Here is a 16,046-nt window from a genome sequence, read left to right on the forward strand (position 1 = left end):
GTGAACCGCCCCGCGCTATTTTTAGATCGCGATGGGGTACTCAACATTGACCACGGCTATGTCGGGCTTGCCGCCGATTTTGAGCCCATTAAGGGAATTTTTGAGTCACTCAGACCAGCCGTCAATAATGACATCGCTCTGATTGTCGTGACGAATCAGTCAGGCATTGCGCGGGGCTATTTCAGCCAAGCTGATTATGATGCATTAGAAACCCATATCGCTGCGCGGTTTGCGAGTGAAGGGTGCCCCCTTACCGCGACCTATCATTGCCCCCACGCGCCGGATGCTGGATGCGATTGCCGAAAGCCTCGACCTGGCATGTTCCTGCGAGCGGCGAGAGAGCATGGCATCGACCTTGCGCGATCTGCGATGGTTGGCGACAAGCGGTCCGATATAGAGGCAGCACAAAGCGCTGGAATTGCCAACTTTGGGCTTGTTACTGCCGACGTTTCCAGTCCCGATACAATAAAGAAAATCCTATCTGATCTGATATCGAAACATATCGACTAATCGACAAATACGAGGCTAGTATGATTATTGTTGAGTCCATTCAGTCAAGCTACGCCGCCCGATCGTTACTTTCGCTGCTACGGCCTTATGACACAATCGGAATGAAAAAGATCCGGGTTGGGCGCCCCTTTGATGGCGGCTATATCATGATCGATAAGTTCGAAGATGTTCAGGCAGCATATTCGCTTGGCATCAACGACGATGTTTCCTGGGATTACAACATGTCCCAGCGTGGCATAGACATTTTTCAGTATGACCATACTATCGAAGGCCTTCCAATTGAAAACCCGAGATTTCATTGGGAGAAGCTAGGAATTGCCGCGACGAGCCATGATCATATGCGAAGCATTACTGATCTTATTGTGGCAAATGAACACGAAAATTTCGACAATATGGTACTTAAGTGCGATATTGAAACAGCTGAATGGGAAGTTCTGGCATCGATTCCCAATGCTACTTTGTCAAAATTCTCGCAAATCGTTATCGAGCTTCATGACATATGTCGCATTGGCAATCGTGAAGATCTAATGGTACGAGATGCACTTTACAATCTTACAGCTTCGCACAATCTAGTTCATGTCCACGGAAATAACTATGGCGGAATTGCAATTATAGGTGGTTACACTGTGCCGAATGTGATCGAAGTTACATTATTACGCAAAGATATGGGAGAGTTCAAGGAGTCTAATTTAACGTTTCCCACAGCGCTTGACATGCCGTGCAATAGCGAGATAGCTGATTATTACCTTGGGAACTTCACCTTTTCTTGAACCTATACTCTGAAGCGCGCAGGTTGCCCTCTGACCGCGGCAAACTCACTCTCAGTTTGTAATATGAGGGAATCCTGCGGAGCACGGTAGAGCGGTGTGGGAAGCCCCGACCGGTTATGGCGGCGTTTGTGGATCGCTCGCGATCGACGTGACAAGCACCCAGCCGCTATATCATGTGATTGCGTAGGTTCACTGGCCCAATCGCCTCCCTCAACACTCCACCACATTCACCGCCAGCCCCCCCAGCGACGTTTCCTTGTAGCGTTCCGACATATCGAGTCCGGTGCGGTGCATCGTCTCGACCACTTGGTCGAGGCTCACCCGGTGGGTGCCGTCGCCCAGCATCGCCAGCCGAGCCGCCTCGATCGCCTTGATCGATCCCACCGCATTGCGCTCGATGCACGGCACCTGGACCAGCCCGCCGACCGGATCGCAGGTCAGGCCCAGATTATGCTCCATCCCGATCTCGGCGGCATTCTCGACCTGGCCGGGGGTGCCGCCCAGCGCCGCGGCCAAGCCTGCGGCCGCCATCGAGCAGGCGACGCCCACTTCGCCCTGACAGCCGACCTCGGCGCCGGAGATCGACGCATTCTCCTTGAACAGCGACCCAATCGCCGCGGCGGTCAGCAGGAAATCCTCCGACCCGCGCCGGCTGGCCGAGGGCACGAACCGCTCATAATAGCGCAGCACCGCCGGCACGATTCCCGAGGCGCCATTGGTCGGCGCCGTGACCACGCGTCCGCCCGCCGCATTCTCCTCGTTCACCGCCAGCGCCCATAGATTCACCCAGTCGATCACCGTCAGCGGATCGCTCAGCGCCCGCTCCTGCCGCTCGATCAGCTTGCGGTGGATGCCCGGCGCGCGGCGCAGGACGCGCAAGCCGCCGGGCAACTCGATCGTCTCGGCGCGCAGGCCGCGGTCGACACAGGCCATCATCGCGTCGCGGATCTGGCCCAGCCGTTCGGACACCGCCTCGGGCGCCAGCGACGCCTCCTCGTTCTCGCGCATCAGTTCGGCGAAGCTCTTGCCGCTGGTCTCGGCATGGGCGAGCAGTTCGGCGGCCGAGCGGAAGACGTGCGGCACGTCCCATCCGCCCTCGGGCGCGGCGTTGCGGGTGATCTGGTCCTCGTCGAGCACCGCGCCGCCGCCGACCGAATAATAGACCCGGCGCAGGCGCTCGCCGCCCTCGGCATCGAAGGCGACGAAACGCATCGCGTTGGAGTGAAAATCCAGCCGTTCGCGCTGGAGGAACTTCAGGTCGCGATCCTCTTCGAACCCGATCTGTGTCCGCCCGCCCAGCATCAGCCGACCGGACTCGCGAATGACCGCGACCTCGTCCTCGGCCAGATCGGGGTCGAGCGTCGCCGGCACATGGCCCGCCAGGCCCAGCAGCAATGCCCGGTCGGTCGCGTGCCCCTTGCCGGTCAGCGCGAGCGATCCGAACAGCGACACCTCGACCCGGGCAACGTCCAGCGAAACGGTGCGCGCGGCGAAATCCGCGGCTGCGGTCATCGGCCCCATGGTATGCGAGCTCGACGGTCCCACGCCGATCTTGAACAGATCGAATGTGCTCGCAACCATCAACGCCTCTCCGAACCACCGGACGCGCCACATGCCGCGCCGTCGGCTGGCAGATAGTCATTTTCGTATCAAATGACACCAGTGATCGGCCGCGGCGGCAGATCGCCGTAACGGATCAGGGTTTCGCCAGGCGCTGATACACCCGCACATGCTCGATCTCGAACCGGATCGGGAAGACCGTGTCGTCGACCTCGCCGCCCATCGCGCCGCCGACCGCCAGGTTCAGCAGCAGATATTGCGGCTTGTCGAACGGCCACTGCGCCGCGCCGCTGCGGTCGTTGGCGTAGCGGTGATAGGGCTTGCCATCGACCGCAAAGCTGATCGCGTCGGGCGTCCACAGCATCTGGTAATCGTGGAACGCCTCGCACGCGTCCGCCACGCGCAGCTGTCCGCTCTTGCCGAAAGTGCCGGCGGTCGATCGATTGTGGATCGTGCCGAACACGTCGCCCGGCGTCTTGCCGACATGCTCCATGATGTCGATCTCCCCGCCGTCGGGCCAGCCGGCGGTCGCGCCCAGCATCCAGATCGCCGGCCAGGATCCCTTGCCGCAGGGCAGCTTCGCGCGGATCTCGTACAGGCCATAGGTCCATTCGGCCTTGCCCTTGGTGATCAGCCGGGCCGAACTGTAGCGCTGGCCGCCATGATCGGGGCGATCGGACAGAGTCTCCTTGCGCGCCTCGATGATCAGCCGGCCGCCCTCGACGCGCGCATTCTCCGGTCGGTCGGCCGAATAATATTGCAGCTCGTCATTATACCAGCCGGTCTTGTTGGCATGGGTATCATGGACCCAATGCGCCGGGTCGGGTGCGCCGTCCCGGTCGAACTCGTCGGCCCAGACGAGCGTATAACCCGGTTTGTCCCCTGCCTCTTGCGCAGCGGCGGGGAGGCTTGCCAGCGCCAGCAGCGCCGCACCGATCACTACCCGCATCAGCGCACCGTCACGATGCGGCTGGCGCGGCTGCCGTCCGCGGATCGGCTGCGCAACTCCACGGGTCCCGTCACCGCCACCGGCCCGCGATAGGCGCGCCACGCGCCGCCGGCGGTGCGATATTCGATCGCCATCCCCGGATATTCGCTGTTCGCCTCCAGCCGGCCATTGGCGATGCGCGCGCCCGGCGGGGTGATGCGATAGGCAATTTTCAGCCGGTCGAGCAGCGCGAACTGCACCGGCATCCGCCCGGCAAAGCCACGCCAGTCGGTCAGGATCGCGCCGCGATCGACGCGGGCATCGCCCGGGCCATAGCTGGCGCCGGCGACATAGGCCGGCTCCCAGCCCGGCTTGCGCCAGGCGCGCTCGGCAAAGGCGATCAGGCGCGGGAACAGCTGGTAATCGACGCCGGCATCGGTGCGCGTGGTCTCGCTCCAGAGCTGCGCCTGCAGCCCGGTGACGCGCCGCCCGGCATCGCGCGGCGTCTTGTCCTCGATCGTCTGCGGCCGCGAATAGGTATCGCGGATCAGCGCGCCATTGGCCGGCAGATTGTCGGTCATGAAGCCGAAGATCTGCAACGTGTCGACGCTGCGCGATGCCCAGTCATAGCCGCCCTCCTGCGGGTGCGGGACATAGGGCATGTCGAGATAGCCGATATCGGGCACCGACAGCACCACGTCCCAGCCATGATTGGCCTGGACATGAGCCTCGGTGATGCCACCGGTGAACAAGGTCGCCCAGATGTTGGTCTGGACCGATTTCGGCATGTTCTTCGGGTCGGTATGGCCGAGGCCATCGCTCCACCCCGCGACCTTCAGCCCGCGCCGGTCGAGATCGCCGGCCACCCGCTCGATGAAATAGGCGCCCAGCGCCTTCGCGTCGCGCCCGGTCTTCGCCATCAGCGGCTTGCATGCCGGGCTCTGCGACCAGGCGCCGGCGGTTTCGTCCGCACCGATATGGAAGGTCTTGAGCGGCGCGCCCGCCGCCACGTGCATCGCGGCGATCTCGCCCACCGCCGTGTCGAGGAAGCGATAGGTCTGGTCGAGACAGACGTTCAGCGTGTTGTCGTCGTAATTCTGGATGCTGCGATACCGGGTGGTGTCGCCCGGCTCGACCAGGCGGTAGGCCTCGGCATCCGCCCTGCGCCCCGCGGCGAGCAGCTGGTTGTAGCGAACCTCCATCGACCGGATCGCCGCGCGCGAATGGCCCGGCATGTCGAGCGACGGGATCACCTCGATCTGTCGCGCGGTCGCAGCGCGGACGATCTCGATATAGTCCGCCTGGGTCAGATGGCCGTTGACCACGCCGGTCCCCTCCGGCCCGGCGCCAAGCTGCGGCAACAGGCATTTCTGTTCCTGCGGATCGTGGCAGCGCTTCGACCCCACCTCGGTCAGTTCGGGCAGCGCCTTGATCTCCAGCCGCCAGCCCTCGTCATCGGCCAAGTGCAGGTGGAGCTTGTTGAACTTGTACGCGGCCATCGCCTCGATGAGCTTCAGCACCTCTTCCTTGCTGTGGAAGTTGCGCGCCAGGTCGATATGCAGCCCGCGAAAACCATAGCGCGGCGCATCCTCGACCGTGATCGGCTTCAGCATCCGCCGGTCGAACAGCGCCTGCTGGATCAGCGAGCGGATCGCGTTGCTCGCGCCTGCGGCATCGCCCGCGACGATGGCGATGCGCCCGTTCGACGCGGTCAGCCGATAGGCCCCGGCGCCCAGCCCCGCTGCCGCGTCGACGCGAATCTCCATCGGCACCCGCCCCGCCATCGGCACCCCGGAAGCGGCCAGCGCGTCGAGCGCCGCGGCGATCTCGGTCCGGGCCACTCCGTTCAGCACCGGCGCCACTCCCCCGCGCAGGTCGATCGCCGCGCCGCCCAGTCGCTTCGCGCTGACCGGGGTGGGCAGGATGACGATATCAGCGGGCGTCACCGCGCCACGCTCGGCAAAGGCGGCAAAGGCGCGCTCGGGCGTCTGCCACACGGTCTTGTCGTCGCCGCCGCGCGAAGCCAGCTTCGCCTCGTCGGTCATCGGCGCGACATAGGGGAGATATTCGCGGCCGGTGTCGCGGTCGATCGCCGGCCGGGTCGCGTCGATCACCCGCGCCTCGACCCCCTTGGCGGCCAGATAGAGGTTCGGCATCGCAAAGGCCTGCGAATGCCAGGCGCCCTGACCCCATAGCTTGATGTCGTAACGCTTGCCCGGTTCCAGCCGCGCGCCGGGCTTCAGCGTCAGGCGATACAGGTCGCCGTTGATCAGCCGATGCTGGAACACGTCGCTTTCGGTAACGGGCAGCCGATTGACGAAGCTGAAATAGATGGCGAACTCGTCCGCCGCGAGCCCCGCGGGCAGGCGCGCGGGCATGGTGAAGCTCAGATTGGTGAGGAAACAGCCCTCGGCCCCGGCGGGACAGCTGGCGGGGTGATTGTCGACCACCTCCAGCCGGACGCCCATCTCGCGCGCAAGACGGTCATAATCCGCCTGTACGCCGGGGGCAGACTCGGCAGCCATGGTGGCCGCCGGCAGCGTCGCCAGCATCACGGGCGCAGCGAGGAACACTGTCAGGCTTCGCCATCCCCAGAATGCCATGCGCGTCTCCCCTTGCGTCATTTGGACTGTAGTTGATACTAATGTTGTCATGACAACTATGCCGGGTCAAGCACGAGAGATGCCATCGGAGTGCCTCTTATATCAGCGAGTTATTGCCATGAGCGTCTCGATTTTTCGATTTATTGGTATTGCAATGGTCCTGTCGGCGGCGGCGCTTGGCGCATTGCCCGCTGCGGCCAAGCCCGTGCTGGTCGGCTATCTTCCGTCGTTCAAGGGTCTGGTCTCGCGCGCCGCGACCACGCCCATCGACGGCTACACCCATATCAATATCGCCTTTGCCAATCCCGATCCATCGGGGCGGCTGATGCGAGGCGACCAGATGACCTGCATGGAGGACGGCGCGCAGGATCATGTGACCGTCCCCCAGCTCCGCGACGCGGCAACCCGCCTGCGTGCGAAAGGTGCCAAGGTGCTGCTGTCGGTCGCGGGCGGGATCATTCCCAACTGCGCCGGCGACTGGTCAGCGCTGACCGCCGCGGGTGCGCGCGATCGGCTGGTGAAGGAGTTGCTGGCGACGGTCGAGGCGGCCGGGCTCGACGGGATCGATATCGATATCGAGGGCGAGTTGCTGACGAAGATCGATCGGCAGGGCAATTACACTCCCTTCATCGCCGCGCTGTCGAAGGCGCTGAAGGCGCGATCGAAGCTGCTGACGGTCGCGACCGCCTCCTATGAGGGCGGGATGATCCCGATCAGCTCGATCCCCTATTTCGATCTGGTGATGGCGATGTCGTACGACGCGATCGGCCCGAGCTGGGGGACGCCGGGCAGCGAGCATGCGACGCCGGCCCAGGCCGAGCATGACGTCACGCTGTGGCTGGATCGCGGGGTGGCCCCGGACCGGCTGGTGCTCGGCGTGCCCTTCTATGGCTATGGCTTTGGCAGCTATCCGGCCCATCTCGACTTTCGCGACCTGCTGACCCGCTATCCTGACAAGGCGCTGACCGACGATGTCATCGGCAAGGCCTGTGCCGGCTGCGACTATCTCACCTTCAACTCGGTCGCGACGATCCGGCGCAAGGCGGCGCTGGCCCGCGCGCGCGCCGGTGGCGTGATGGTCTGGGAAATAACCCAGGATAGCGATACTCAGCTGCTGGCCCGCACGATCGCGGGTCAATTGTACGAGACTTCCACGCCGAATTGACTAGCCCCCGCGGCTGGAACATCATCGGTCGCGAACGGGGACGAAAGCCAGTGTCATTCATCGAGAGCGTCGGGCGCCTGCACAAGGACGATCCCACCCCGCTCTATCTCCAGCTCCAGAAGGGCCTGCGCAACGCGATCGAGAATCGCGTCGTCCAGGCTGATGCCGCTATTCCGACCGAGCGGGAGCTGGCGGAGGAGTTCGACATTTCGCGCATCACCGTGCGCAAGGCGGTCGACGGCCTGGTCAGCGAGGGTCTGCTGTCGCGCCGCCGCGGCGCCGGCACCTTCGTGGTCGCCCCGCGCGTCGAAAAAAATTTCTCGCGCCTGACCTCCTTTTCGGAGGACATGGTGTCGCGCGGTCGCCGGCCGCACAGCGCCTGGGTCAGCAAGAGCGAGGGCGCGGTGACGCCCGAGGAAGCGATGTCGCTGGGCCTGTCGCCGGGCACCTCGGTCTATCGCTTCCACCGCATCCGCTTCGCCGACGACCTGCCCATGGCGCTCGAGTTCGCGACCGTGCCCAGCTATTGCCTGCCCTCGGTCGATGCTGTCGGCGCCTCGCTCTACGAGGCGCTGGAGCGTGCCGGTCACCTGCCGGTCCGCGCGCTTCAGCGGCTGCGCGCGGTCAACTTCACCGCCGACCATGCCGAACCACTGGGCGTCGCACCAGGCGATGCCGGGCTGTTCATCGAACGCCGCGGCTTCCTGGTCGACGGGCGCACCGCCGAGTTCACCCAGAGCTATTATCGCGGCGACGCCTACGACCTGGTCGCGGAGCTCAACACGCGCTGATCACACGCCAAGCCGGGCGAGGAAAGCCTCGTGCGGCGGCAGGTCGGCCAGCATCTCGGCACTCCGCTGACGCAGCAACCCCAGCCGGCGGCGCAGTTCCTCGATCGGCAGCGCGTCGGCGATCGGATGATGGTCGGCCGGCCGCACGCCCTGCCCCCACAGGATCGCGAACCAGTTGGTCGGGCCGAACAGTTCGGTCGGCTCGTTGAGGATGTTGCCGCTGATGCGGAACGCCTCGATCCGGGCGACCAGGCTGTCGGGCAGCGCGGTGCTGCGCACGTCGCGCCAGAAGGGCGTGTCGATCCCCGACGACACGGCATAATGGGCGAGCACGAAGTCCCGCAGCCGTTCATATTCATGGACGGTATCGGCGTTGAACCGCTCGACTACCGCGGGATCGATCGACTGGCGCGGGAAGAGGCCGAGCAGGCGGATGATCCCGGTCTGGATCAGATGGATCGAGGTCGATTCCAGCGGCTCGAGAAAGCCGCTGGCAAGGCCCAGCGCGACGACATTGCCGTTCCAGCATCGGCGACGATGCCCCGCGGTAAAGCGCAGCCTATTGGGCTCGGCCAGCGGCCCGCCGTCGAGGCGCGACGCTAGCAATTCGACGGCGCGATCGTCGTCGAGATGGCGGCTGGAATAGACATAGCCATTGCCGGTGCGGTGCTGGAGCGGGATGCGCCACTGCCACCCGGCTTCGCGCGCGGTCGATCGGGTATAAGGCGCGATCGGCCCCTCGCCCCGGGCACCGGGCATCGCCACCGCGCGGTCGCAGGGCAGCCAGTGCGACCAGTCGACATAGCCGGACTGGAGCGCCCCCTCGATCAGAAGCCCGCGAAAGCCCGAACAGTCGATAAAGAAGTCGCCTTCGATCCGCTTCCCAGAGCGCAGCGAGACGCGGGTGACATGGCCGGATTCGCCGTCCTGCGCGACATCGACGATCTCACCCTCGACCCGCATGACGCCGGCGGCTTCCGCGCGCGTGCGCAAAAAGCGCGCGTACAACCCGGCATCGAAGTGGAAAGCATGGTGGATCGGGCCGTGCCGCGACCGGCGATCGAACCGCCCGGCGGCTGCCGCCTGCGCCTCGACGCTATAGGCCCAGGGATCGGTATCACCGCCGGCCGCGACGTGCCGCAGCCAGTGATGGTGAAACCCGACCCCCGCCATGTCGGTGCCGAAATAGCCGAAAGGGTGGAAATATCGCTGGCCCGCGCCGCCCCAGTCGGCGAACTCGATGCCCAGCTTGATCGTCCCGCGGGTCGCACGAAGAAACGCATCCTCGTCGATCCCCAGCATCCGGTTGAACTCGCGGATCGAGGGTACCGTCGCCTCGCCGACCCCGACGATGCCGATCGCATCCGATTCGATCAGCGTGATGCGATGCCCCGCCGGCCCGAGCGAATGGCTGAGCGCCGCCGCGCACATCCACCCCGCCGTACCGCCGCCGACGATGACCGTGTGCCGGATCGGACGCGCGGTCACGCCATTGCCCGCTGAAGCGCCGCCTCGTGGATGTCCATCGCAAGGACATCGGCGCGGATCGCGGCGAGCTGATCGCGGAAGTCCGCCATCACCTGCTGCTCGTCGACCCGGTCGACCTGCGGGTCCCAGCTTTCGGGCAGGATGCCCAGCCCGAGCAGGCAGGTTTCCCACTCGTCCTCGGCAAAACTGTCCTGATGATAGGCAGCGACCATGCCCCGCGCGGCGAACAGGGCAATCCTGGCCTCCAGATCGGTCGAGACCGGACGCGTGCGCGCTGCATCCCAGAAGGGCTCGCCCTTCCGTCCGTTCAGTGCATGCGGCAGGGCGGCAAAGTCGCGCATCCGTGCCGACCAGCCGGCAAGCTCCTCATTATAGATCCCGGCCTCGGGCATCACGTCGGCGCGAACCGGGAACAGCGAGATCAGATGGGTCAGCGCAACCTGGACGCGGTGCAGCTCGAGCGCGGCAAGCGGATCGGGCATCGCCGCCGCTGCGCCGATCGCGACGACATTGCCGATCCAGGGCGCGCGTCGCTCGCGCGGGGTCAGCGGGATGAAGACGGGGTCGCGCATCAGCGGCACGGGCAGCAGCGCCACCGCCGCCTCGTCCGACATCAGTGCCGGGTCATAGGCGGCGGCGACCGCGGTCCGGTCGCGCAAGGGATGCAGCGCAGTCCAGCCGGCGGTGTGTGCGGTGACATGGCTGTACAGCGGCAGCGGTCGCATCGGCCGGGCGGCCCCGATCAGCAAGCGGCCGATGCCCGACAGCGCCGCATCGACCGGATCGCCGCTACCCAGCGCCGAGAGGATCGCCGCGTCCTCGCTTGCATCGACCACCAGATCGGCATCGATCCAGCTGCCGTCGGACAGTCCGATCCGCCGCACCGCACCCTCGGCGACCAGCGCGCGCGGCGCGGGGTCGGGCCGGATCGTCACGCCGGCCGCCACCGCATGGCGCCGCAGCAGCCCCGCATAGCCACGCGCGTCGAGGTGCAGGCCGTGGCTGGTGGCACCCTGGCCGGCGACGCGGATGCGGCCGTTGCGCGCGGCCACCGCCTCGCGCGCAAAGTCGCCAATGCCCGCGGGCAGCCCTGCGGCGCGCGCCTTCAGCCAGAAGGGCAGGAACGGCAGACCGGCGATCGGCCGGCCTACGGGTCCGAACCCGTGGAGATGCTCGCGCCCCTCGCCGGCAAAGCCGACATAGTGGCGGCCCATGGTGAAGCACCCCTGGCTATCGCGCAGTATCGCGGCCGGGTCGAGGCCGAGCAGCTGATGAAACGCCAGCAAATTGGGCAGCCCGACCAGCACCGCGTCCACCGGCGCCTCGCCAGGCGCCTCGATCCAGCTGACCTCGACCCCGACCGGGCCGAAGGCGCGGCGCAGCGCGATCGCCGCCATTGCCGGGGCATGGCCCTGCCCGACCACGACGACGCGACCAACCTTCACTGCGGCGCTCCGGCCGCACAGTGGCGCGCCACCGTTGCGGCATGATCGGGCATGGCGTCAGCGGTGCGGGCAATTAGCGCGCGCAGCTCCGCCATCCGCTGTGCGAGGACCGACTCGGGCATGATATCCGCCAGCACATCATGCGCTTGCGGCTCCACCCCCTGGCCGATGAACACCGCCTGCCAACTGGGCGGGCCAAACAGGCCGTCGCGATATTCGCGGATATGGCCGCGGTGGCGAAACCGGTCGATCCGGTCCTGCAGGCTGTCGGGGATCGCCATCGCCCGGCAGTAGCGCCACAGTTCCGAATCCTCGCGCGTGCTCGCCCGGTAATGGAGGATCAGGAAGTCGCGGATACGGTCATACTCGATGTCCATCACCCGGTTATATTCACGCGCGAGCGCGGGAAGCGTCCGCCCCTGTTCCGGCAGCAGGCTCAGCATGAACGCGACCGCCATCTGAACCAGATAGATGCTGGTCGATTCGAGCGGTTCGAGGAAGCCGCCGGCCAGGCCCATGGCGATGACATTGCGGTTCCACGCCTTGCGCCGCTTGCATGCCTGGAACCGCAGCTCGCGGGGGTCGGCCTGGGGCGCGCCGTCAAGCCGCGACAGGAGCAGCGACGCCGCCTCGTCGTCCGACAGGAAGGCGCTGGCATAGACATAGCCGTTGCCGGTGCGGTGCTGGAGCGGGATGCGCCACTGCCATCCGGCCTCGCGCGCGGTCGAGCGGGTATAGGGGGTGAACTCCCCGCCGCGGTCGCACGGCACCGCCATCGCCCGGTCGCAAGGCAGCCAGTGCGACCAGTCCTCGATCCCCGTCTCGAGCGCCTGTTCGATCAGCAGCCCGCGAAAACCCGAGCAGTCGATGAACAGATCGGCCTCGATCGTTTCGCCCGACGCAATGTTGACAGCGTCAATATCGCCGCTCTCGGGATTGCGATCGACCGAGACGATCCGTCCCTCGATCCGCTCCAGCCCGCGTGCCTCGGCCCAGCGGCGCAGATAGCGGGCATAGAGCCCGGCATCGAGATGATAGGCATAGGAGAAAGACGAGGCAGGGTCGGACGGGTCCTTCGCCGGAAAGTCGAACCGGTTCTGCCGCGCGGCGACGATCGCCAGGCAATAGTCGGACAGCGGGCCCGCAGTCTCGCGCATGCGCAGCCAATAGTTGAAGAAATCGGCGACCCCGATCGGCCGGCCGAACGCGCCGAACGGATGGATGTAGCGCGCACCGACATGGCCCCAGTCGACGAATTCGATGCCCAGCTTGAAGGTCGCCTGGGTGGCCGACATGAACTCGGCCTCGTCGATGCCGAGAAAGTCGTTGAATTCCTTCATCTGCGGCAGCGTCGCCTCGCCGACGCCGACCGTGCCGATCTCCTCGGATTCGATCAGCCGGACCTGATAGCGCGCCGGGTCGAGCTTCGCCGCGCAGGCGGCGGCGCACATCCAGCCGGCGGTTCCGCCGCCAACGATCGCGATCCGGAAAGGGGCCGTCATCGCCCTATCCTTAGCAAGAAGTCGCGCGGGGGCCAGCATCGGCCGGCCCCCGCCCCCCGTTACAGCGTGAAGCGGATCCCGCCCTGGATGCGCCGGTCGTTCTTGAACCAGGCATTGGGCTTGGTCCGGCCCGTATTGTCGATCTGCTGGCGCAGCACGGTATCGGTCCCGAGTAGATTGCTGCCCTGGACGATGAACTCGAACTGGCGGAAGAGCTTCAGCCGCAGCGACGCATCGAGATAGCCATTGCCGTCCTGCCAGATCGGCAGGCCGACGCAGCAGTCGATCGCGGTCACCAGATAGTCCGACCGCCAGTTATAGGCGACGCGGATCGACACCGGTCCCTTCTCGTACATGCCGACCAGGTTGTAGCTGTGCTTCGAGATGCCCTCGAGCGCGTTCGCCCGCACCGCGGTGGTGTCATAGGAGACGCCGCCACCCGAGGTGCCGCCGCCGGTCTCGCTGGTCAGGTTGATCGTCTCGATGCCGTTATTGTCGACGAAGGTGTAATTCGCCTGGACACCGAACCCGCTCAGCCAGCCGGGCAGGAAGTCGAAGAAGGTCTGGAACGCGACCTCGACACCCTTTATCGACGCGCCGTCGCCGTTCATCGGCCCGGTCACCAGCACGTCGCGTGTCACCCCATTGTTGGTGACGGTCAGGTTATAGGTGCCCGACTGGATGTAATTGTTGAACTTCTTGTAGAAGGCGGTGGTCGTGAATGAGCTGGCGCGGCCGAAATAATATTCCAGCGTCACGTCGAACTGGTCCGCCTCGATCGGCTTGAGCCGCGGATTGCCTGCCTGCCCGCGATAGCGCCAGTTATAGCCGACGATCGTACCGCCGGGGCCGAAGATGATATCGGGGTTCGACAGGTCGGTCAGGTTCGGCGACAGCCGCGTTATCGTGGTGTAGTTCCGCAACAGGCCGACATCGGGACGCGAGATCGCCTTCGAATAGGCGAAGCGCGTCATCAGCTTGTCAGTCCAGTTCAGCTTCAGGTTGAAGCTGGGCAGGAAGTGGACATGATCCTCGCGCGCGGTGTTCGGGACAAAAGCGCCATTGCCGAAAGCAATCTCGTCCGGCGTCGTGACGCAACCCGCCGAGACCGTCGGTCGGCCGCCCTGCTCGTCGCGCCTGCACTCCAGCTGATTCGGCGTGAACCCGATCGGAAAGGTGACCGCACCCTGGGTTTCATTGACAGTGAAGATCAGGCGGCCGCCGATATTGCCCGACACCCCGATGCCGCCGACCCGCGCATCCGGTCCGCCGAACTTGAGCATCGCATAGCCAGCGGTGGTCGTCTCGCTCAGTTTCAGGATCTCACTGGGCAGGTAGCACCCATAGTCTCCGCTGACCATCTCGCCTGCGCGATAGCCAGCGTTCGAACAAACCGGATAATAGTCCCCTACGCCGATGCTGGGCCGCCCGAGCGATGCCGCGAGTTGCTCGCGACTTTCTAGCTTGTCCATGTTGAAGAACACGAACTCGCGCTGATCGAGCTGATGTCCGGCGAAGAAGTTCGAGCCGAAGCGGGCGCTCTCATAGGTGCCCCCCGGATAGACCTGGCTGTCGACGTTGAAATAGGGCGCCTGAGTATAAGTCCAGGTGTTCGAGATGTTCGCCCAGTTATACGCGCCCCACCGCACCGTCTGATCGCGATCGGCATAGCGGGCGCCGAGCTTCAGAGAGCTCAGCCAAGGCGTGTCGAACTCATATTCGACATCGGCACGGAAGGCGAGCTCGCCGCCGTCGCTGTCCTCGGTGTGATCGGTGATCGCATAATAGTGATAGTTGTTGGCATTGGTCACCCCGCCACTCGACAGGTTGATGTTGTCCGCGACATTGGGCGCGAAGGACAAGGTCGGATAGCGTCCCGTCATGTCGACGAACGTGTTCACATAGGTCCGAGCCGTGACCGAGGCATTATAGTTGTGAACTTCGGAATCGACATATTGCGCGTCGAAATTCAGATGGACGCGATCTGTCGGCGACCATTTGAAGTTGAAGGTAAAGTCCTGGGTGTACTGCTTGTTACGCAGGGCGTTGGACGCGGTGTCCAGCTGCGGCGCACGACGCGTGTTGGTGCAGGTCGGATCCCAGGCATAGCATAGGTTGAAAAAGTTCTGGCCGCTTGCGTTGAGACCCAGACCGCCCGCCTCTGCAGCATCCGCGCCGACCCATGCGGTCGGTGCCGACCACCATCCCGAGGTGAAGTTTCCGGCGGTGTCGAACGTGAAGTCCGGCGTCCCGACCAGCGGCTGGACCACCCCGGCATCACCGCCGATATAGTCGGTCGGAAGCCCGTAGATGCCGAACGCGCTCGAGTAGATCGAACGTTCGCGCCAGCTATTGTCATATTGCGAGCGGGTATATTGGGCGGTCGCCTCCATCGTGCGATCGGCCGATCGCCATTGGAGCGCTCCGGCGATGCCAATGCGCTTGCGGTCATAGACATTGTCGCGCATCCAGATCCCACTCGGGATATAGACCTTACCCTTGCCCGCATCCTCACCGAAGCTGCCCGGCGCAAAGATCGCCATGCGATCGAGCTGCACGCCCTGGCTGCCCGTCTTCACATGGCTGTAGGCGCCGTTGAGCATGATGCCGAAGGTGCCGGCGCCGGTGTCGAACAGCTTGGTCAGCACGCCGGACACTTCGGGCGTCACCTCGGTGGCGATGTCGCCGTAATTGCCCATCACGCCGATCGACAGCACGTCCTTGTTCGAATCGAACGGCAGACGCGTGCGCAGATTGACCGTGCCGGCGATGCCGCCCTCGATCATGTCGGCGGTCTGGTTCTTGTAGGTGTCGACGCCGGAGAGGAGTTCGGGCGAGATGTCCTGCCAGCTCAGCCCGCGCGAGCTGTTGGCGGAGAAGGTGTCGCGGCCGTTGAATTCTGAGCGGACCTGCGGAAGGCCGCGGACGATTACGCCCGAGGGTTCGGCCGAGAAGTGCGAGGTGTCGTCGGTGCCGGCGAAACGGACCACGGTGACGCCCGGCACGCGCTGCAGCGCCTCGGCGACCGATTTGTCGGGGAAGGAGCCGATATCCTCGGCGCTGATCGAGTCTACGACCGTATCGGCATTACGCTTGCGGTTCTGGGCGGAATCGAGATTGGCCCGCTGGCCGGTGACGATGATCGTATCTTCGTCCGCGACATCGTCCTGGCTGTCCTGCGCCAGTGCCGGCTTCGCCAGACCGGCGGCGAGTGCCGCGAAGCCCGCGCCGAGCAAGAGCCGCTTTCCGAAAATCGACGGATTCTTGGCCTTGATTCTCATATA

The 16,046-nt window shown here is 64.9% G+C and carries 11 protein-coding genes; 4 read left to right on the top strand and 7 right to left on the bottom strand.

Annotated features, from left to right (window positions below):
- Positions 1 to 510, top strand: a complete 510-nt coding sequence (locus ACZ1H8_RS07480; protein WP_465180703.1) for a D-glycero-alpha-D-manno-heptose-1,7-bisphosphate 7-phosphatase — start codon at positions 1 to 3, stop codon at positions 508 to 510.
- Between the two features lie 146 nt (positions 511 to 656).
- Positions 657 to 1,280 (top strand): hypothetical protein, encoded by a 624-nt coding sequence (locus ACZ1H8_RS07485; protein ID WP_465180704.1) that lies wholly within the window; start codon positions 657 to 659, stop codon positions 1,278 to 1,280.
- Positions 1,281 to 1,490: 210 nt separating this feature from the next.
- Here the strand turns inward: ACZ1H8_RS07485 and ACZ1H8_RS07490 are convergent, their stop codons facing one another.
- From ACZ1H8_RS07490 to ACZ1H8_RS07500, 3 genes are all read right to left on the bottom strand, one after another.
- The gene (locus ACZ1H8_RS07490) at positions 1,491 to 2,861 is read right to left on the bottom strand and encodes an L-serine ammonia-lyase (RefSeq protein WP_465180705.1); all 1,371 of its coding nucleotides are present in this window, start codon (positions 2,859 to 2,861) and stop codon (positions 1,491 to 1,493) included.
- Between the two features lie 115 nt (positions 2,862 to 2,976).
- Positions 2,977 to 3,789 (bottom strand): glycoside hydrolase family 16 protein, encoded by an 813-nt coding sequence (locus ACZ1H8_RS07495; RefSeq protein WP_465180706.1) that lies wholly within the window; start codon positions 3,787 to 3,789, stop codon positions 2,977 to 2,979.
- Complete coding sequence (locus ACZ1H8_RS07500) at positions 3,789 to 6,371, bottom strand: family 20 glycosylhydrolase (protein ID WP_465180707.1); 2,583 nt, start codon at positions 6,369 to 6,371, stop codon at positions 3,789 to 3,791. Before ACZ1H8_RS07500 ends, ACZ1H8_RS07495 begins: the two co-directional genes overlap by 1 nt.
- 154 nt (positions 6,372 to 6,525) lie before the next feature.
- Here ACZ1H8_RS07500 and ACZ1H8_RS07505 point away from each other — a divergent pair, with 154 nt between their 5' ends.
- Both ACZ1H8_RS07505 and ACZ1H8_RS07510 read left to right on the top strand, forming a co-directional pair.
- Positions 6,526 to 7,536, top strand: a complete 1,011-nt coding sequence (locus ACZ1H8_RS07505) for a glycosyl hydrolase family 18 protein (RefSeq protein WP_465180708.1) — start codon at positions 6,526 to 6,528, stop codon at positions 7,534 to 7,536.
- Positions 7,537 to 7,586: 50 nt separating this feature from the next.
- Entirely contained in the window at positions 7,587 to 8,327 is a 741-nt protein-coding gene (locus ACZ1H8_RS07510; RefSeq protein ID WP_465180709.1) for a GntR family transcriptional regulator, read from the top strand.
- Here ACZ1H8_RS07510 and ACZ1H8_RS07515 read toward each other — a convergent pair whose 3' ends face one another.
- Genes ACZ1H8_RS07515 through ACZ1H8_RS07530 form a run of 4 tightly spaced genes read right to left on the bottom strand, consistent with a single transcriptional unit; the run spans position 8,328 to position 16,043 of the window.
- Positions 8,328 to 9,815, bottom strand: coding sequence for a tryptophan halogenase family protein (locus ACZ1H8_RS07515; RefSeq protein WP_465180710.1), 1,488 nt, complete (start codon positions 9,813 to 9,815; stop codon positions 8,328 to 8,330). It abuts the gene before it with no gap.
- The gene (locus tag ACZ1H8_RS07520; protein ID WP_465180711.1) at positions 9,812 to 11,260 is read right to left on the bottom strand and encodes a tryptophan 7-halogenase; all 1,449 of its coding nucleotides are present in this window, start codon (positions 11,258 to 11,260) and stop codon (positions 9,812 to 9,814) included. The genes ACZ1H8_RS07515 and ACZ1H8_RS07520 overlap by 4 nt, the downstream gene beginning before the upstream one ends.
- On the bottom strand, positions 11,257 to 12,762 hold the full coding sequence (locus ACZ1H8_RS07525) for a tryptophan halogenase family protein (RefSeq protein WP_465180712.1): 1,506 nt from the start codon (positions 12,760 to 12,762) through the stop codon (positions 11,257 to 11,259). Before ACZ1H8_RS07525 ends, ACZ1H8_RS07520 begins: the two co-directional genes overlap by 4 nt.
- A gap of 59 nt (positions 12,763 to 12,821) precedes the next feature.
- Positions 12,822 to 16,043 (bottom strand): TonB-dependent receptor, encoded by a 3,222-nt coding sequence (locus ACZ1H8_RS07530; protein ID WP_465180713.1) that lies wholly within the window; start codon positions 16,041 to 16,043, stop codon positions 12,822 to 12,824.
- Between the last annotated feature and the right edge of the window lie 3 nt (positions 16,044 to 16,046).

The sequence above is a fragment of the Sphingomonas sp. BL-S-25 genome (assembly GCF_055521555.1).

Coding starts and splice junctions, on each gene's coding strand:
- ACZ1H8_RS07485 (WP_465180704.1), top strand. CDS start 657: ATGATCGATAAGTTCGAAGATGTTCAGGCAGCATATTCGCTTGGCATC.
- ACZ1H8_RS07490 (WP_465180705.1), bottom strand. CDS start 2,861: ATGGTTGCGAGCACATTCGATCTGTTCAAGATCGGCGTGGGACCGTCG.
- ACZ1H8_RS07495 (WP_465180706.1), bottom strand. CDS start 3,789: ATGCGGGTAGTGATCGGTGCGGCGCTGCTGGCGCTGGCAAGCCTCCCC.
- ACZ1H8_RS07500 (WP_465180707.1), bottom strand. CDS start 6,371: ATGGCATTCTGGGGATGGCGAAGCCTGACAGTGTTCCTCGCTGCGCCC.
- ACZ1H8_RS07505 (WP_465180708.1), top strand. CDS start 6,526: ATGGTCCTGTCGGCGGCGGCGCTTGGCGCATTGCCCGCTGCGGCCAAG.
- ACZ1H8_RS07525 (WP_465180712.1), bottom strand. CDS start 12,762: ATGACGGCCCCTTTCCGGATCGCGATCGTTGGCGGCGGAACCGCCGGC.
- ACZ1H8_RS07530 (WP_465180713.1), bottom strand. CDS start 16,043: ATGAGAATCAAGGCCAAGAATCCGTCGATTTTCGGAAAGCGGCTCTTG.